The organism is Terriglobus sp. YAF25, assembly GCF_052113305.1.
In the GTDB taxonomy this organism is placed as follows: domain Bacteria; phylum Acidobacteriota; class Terriglobia; order Terriglobales; family Acidobacteriaceae; genus Terriglobus.
On record NZ_JBFRCY010000468.1, the window covers coordinates 1 to 3,702 of the forward strand.

General features: G+C 58.9%; 3 protein-coding genes. 1 reads left to right on the forward strand and 2 read right to left on the reverse strand.

Annotation, left to right across the window (positions count from 1 at the left end):
• Positions 1-502 (reverse strand): M2 family metallopeptidase (locus AB4043_RS18100; RefSeq protein ID WP_442307700.1); only part of this gene is annotated, 502 nt, incomplete at its 3' end.
• A gap of 168 nt (positions 503-670) precedes the next feature.
• On the opposite strand from AB4043_RS18100, the gene gluQRS reads away from it, so the two are divergent.
• Positions 671-1,501 carry a tRNA glutamyl-Q(34) synthetase GluQRS gene (gluQRS, locus tag AB4043_RS18105; protein ID WP_442302233.1) on the forward strand — a complete coding sequence of 277 codons (831 nt, stop codon included), beginning with the start codon at positions 671-673 and terminating at the stop codon, positions 1,499-1,501.
• A gap of 79 nt (positions 1,502-1,580) precedes the next feature.
• Here gluQRS and AB4043_RS18110 read toward each other — a convergent pair.
• A partial coding sequence (locus AB4043_RS18110; protein ID WP_442307701.1) for a DPP IV N-terminal domain-containing protein occupies positions 1,581-3,702 on the reverse strand: 2,122 nt, incomplete at its 5' end.

The window sequence follows — 3,702 nt, forward strand, 5'->3', positions numbered from 1 at the left end:
ATCCCACCCAGATCTTCCTGAGTTCCTCAGGATCACGGGACTTGGCCATGATCTGCGACAGCGGATCGATCCCCAGGCACTTCTGCGGTTCTACACAGAACTTGCCTTTGCCGTACATACCGGTCAACTGTGCCGCGAGCTGCGTCTCCTCTGCCAGCAGCTTCGGATCCTTGGGCGCGGCGGGCGCTCCCAGCTGGAGCAGCAGGATCTGGCGGCGCAGATCGTCCGGCAGCTTCACCTTGTCGAACTTGTGGCTTTCTGCGGTAAGCTCCAGGGAACGTGCCGTGACCCGCTCATTCTGCAGAGCCGTGTTCGACTCCGTGTCGTCGGTAATGTAGGTCTCCGCAATCCATTCCGCGTGCGAGGCATCGGTGGAGAGCTTCAGCAGCTCGGCATTGGCCTTATCGACAAAGGCCTTCGCATCCGCAACCGTAGGCGCCTTCTGCGACCACACCGGTACGCACGTAACGACAAAGAGAGAGCTCAGGAGGAGTTTCCGCATGGCCGACAGTATAGCGAGTTTCTAGTTGCTGGTTGCTGGTTGATTCTTGCCGATTATGCAGTATCGGTTACCAGGCACCTTCCGGAAGAGTCTGGAGAGCGGATGTGGACGAGGACGCAACCAGCAACCAGGAACTAGCAACCAGCAACCAGCAACTAGGATGGACATATGTCCATCCTCTACCGGGGCCGCATCGCTCCTACTCCGACGGGATACATGCACCTGGGGCATGCGCGTACTTTCTGGATCGCGCAGCAGCGTGCGACCGGCGGCGTGCTGGTGCTGCGCAATGAAGACCTGGACCGGCAGCGATGCAAACCGGAGTTCACCGCCGCCATGCTGGAAGACCTGCGATGGTTTGGGCTCGACTGGCAGGAAGGTCCCGATGTCGGCGGTCCCTTTGCTCCTTATACCCAATCAGAGCGACTGCCTCTCTATGAAGACGCGTTGCAGCGTCTGCTCGCGATGGGGCTTGCCTATGCTTGCAACTGCTCCCGCAAAGACCTGGCGCGCATCGCCGCTCCGCATGCCGAGGATGATGACGAACCGGTGTATGACAATCACTGCCGTCCCGCAGACGCAGAGCCGCAGCCGTTCGCTGCCGGTGTGAACTATCGCTTTCGAGTGCCGGACGGCGAGCTGATTCAGTTCACCGATGGCAATCTGGGCTCGCAACAGTTCATCGGCGGCGGAGACTTCGGCGACTTCCTCATCTGGCGCAAGGACGGCCTGCCGAGTTATCAGCTCGCCTGTGTTGTCGATGATGCGGCCATGCTGATGACCGAGGTCGTACGTGGCCGCGATCTACTGAAGTCCACGGCGCGGCAGATCCTGCTGCAACAGGTACTCGGCCTTCCAACACCGGCATACTTCCACGCTGAGCTCATGCTGGACGACCACGGTGAACGACTCGCCAAACGTCACGATGCGCTCGCCTTGAGAACCCTTCGCTCCCAGGGCATATCGCCACAGCAACTGATCGACACATTCGCGAAATAAGCAATGAATCCGGGTGCATAGGCCGTCCAAAACAAAAGAGGCATGGCCGTAGCCATGCCTCTCCTCACTCGCCCTAACCCTAGAACACATCCGGCTTCGTACTCATCTTGTACTCCGCCGGTGGTGTCGCGCCCATCAGGTTGGTCACGAAATAATCCCAACGCCGCCGCATCATGTAACGCGATGCATCGGCATAGCCGTGATGCGCGTTTGGAATCAGAAGCAGGTCGAAAGTCTTATTCGCCTTGATCAGCGCATCCACCACCATCAATGTCTCGTACGGCGGAACATTATCATCCATCGTTCCGTGCGCCAGCAGCAGCTTGCCCTTCAGGTTCTTCGCCAGCGTGATGTTGGACTGGTTGTCATAGTTACTGGTCTTGCCGTCCGGACTCGTCTCCAGCATGCCTTGATAGCGCTCGCCCCAGTCATCCTCATACAGACGGTTGTCATGGTTGCCGCTCTCGGAGATGCCCACCTTGAAGAAATCCGGATAGGCAAACATGGCATCCGCCGTCGCGTTGCCGCCACCCGAGTGGCCCCAGATGCCGACGCGATTCAGATCCATCCACGGATTCTTCGACGCCAGTTCCTTGATCCCGGCTACCTGGTCAGGCAAGGTGTTGTCGCCCATCTGGCCGTACCAGGTGTCCTGGAAGGTCTTCGAGCGCCACGGTGTTCCCATGCCGTCAATACACACCACCACAAACCCAAGCTGCGCCAGCGCCTGGTTGTCACCGCGCGCTGCGGCAAAGCTCCGCCCACCACAGGAGCCGGTCTGCGGTCCCGGATAGATGTAATCAATGACCGGATACTTCTTCGACGCATCCAGGTTCACCGGCTTGTAGAGATAACCATACAAATCCGTCTTGCCGTCACGCGCCTTCACCGTAATCGGCGTGGGTGCAACCCATCCAGTCAGCTTCGAGACATCCGTCTTTGCAATCTCCGCCACCTGCTTCCCATCGCCGTCGCGCAGCACGGTCGTGGTCGGCGTATCGGCGGTGGAGAACGAATCGACGAAGAGCTTGCCGTCCTTCGAGAGCACGATGTTGTGATCAGCTGTCTCCGGTGTCAGCAGCTTCAGACCTTTGCCGTCAAAACCGATCTTGTAAAAGTAGTGGAAATAGGGATCGCCCTTTTCGTGGCCCATACCGGTGAAGTAGATCACCCGCTTCTCTTCATCCACCTTCGGCACGGTGTAGACGTTCCATTCACCGCTGGTGATCTGGCTCTTCAAGGAGCCGGTCTTCAGGTCGTAGAGATAGAGATGGCCCCAGTCGCTGCGTTGCGAAAACCAGAGCAGCTCATTCGACTTCGGCAAATACTTCCAGTCCACCGCCGCATGACCGCTCTCAAAGTAGGTCTTCACCGTCTCGTTCATCACGGTGCGGACCTCGCCGGTCTCCACATCAGCAATGCGGAAGGTCGCGGACTTATGATCGCGCGAGGTGGAGACAAAGCCCAGCGTCTTGCAATCTTCATCCCACTGCACGTCATCCCATCCGGAGCCGCCGCGGCAGCTCACATCGTCGCAGTTGGTTGAACGGTGCTGGTCAGGCTCCATCTTCAGGCGCAGAACTTTAGCGGTGGGCACATCGATGATCACGCGTTCAATCATCGTCACATCTTTATCGCCAGGCAGCGGATACTTCCACTGCTCCAGCTTCGGATGCCCCATCTGCGTTGAAACCAGATACATGTCACCGGTCCTGCGCTGATCCTGCTGGAAGGTGGCAATCTTCTTACCGTCAGGCGACCAGACCAGGATCGGGCTATCGGAGTGTGTCCAGCCGGCGTTATCCGTAGCGTAGCCGTAATCCTTCACGCCATCGGTCGTAAGCTGCTTCTCTCCACCCGACTTCACATCGCGCACCCACAGATTCCAGTCGCGGATGAAGGCCGCCTGCGATCCATCGGGGCTCAGAGCCTCCGGAGAACGCCGGCCCGTTGCTCCACCGGACGGCGCCATAATCATCGTGCAGCTCCAGTCCGCCTTCTGGCAGAGGAACTTGCCGCCCTGCACTCCAATCTCCAGGGACTTGCCGTCGCTTCCCTCTTCCAGCGAGCTGATCTGCAGCCGCGCCGCATCTACAGGCCGCTTCAGCAAGCCACTTACAGAAGCCGCTACCTTCTTTGCATCGAAGGCAGGAGACTTGGCTCCCTTCGCATCGACAACGAAGAACTGTGCTCCCTCCGGG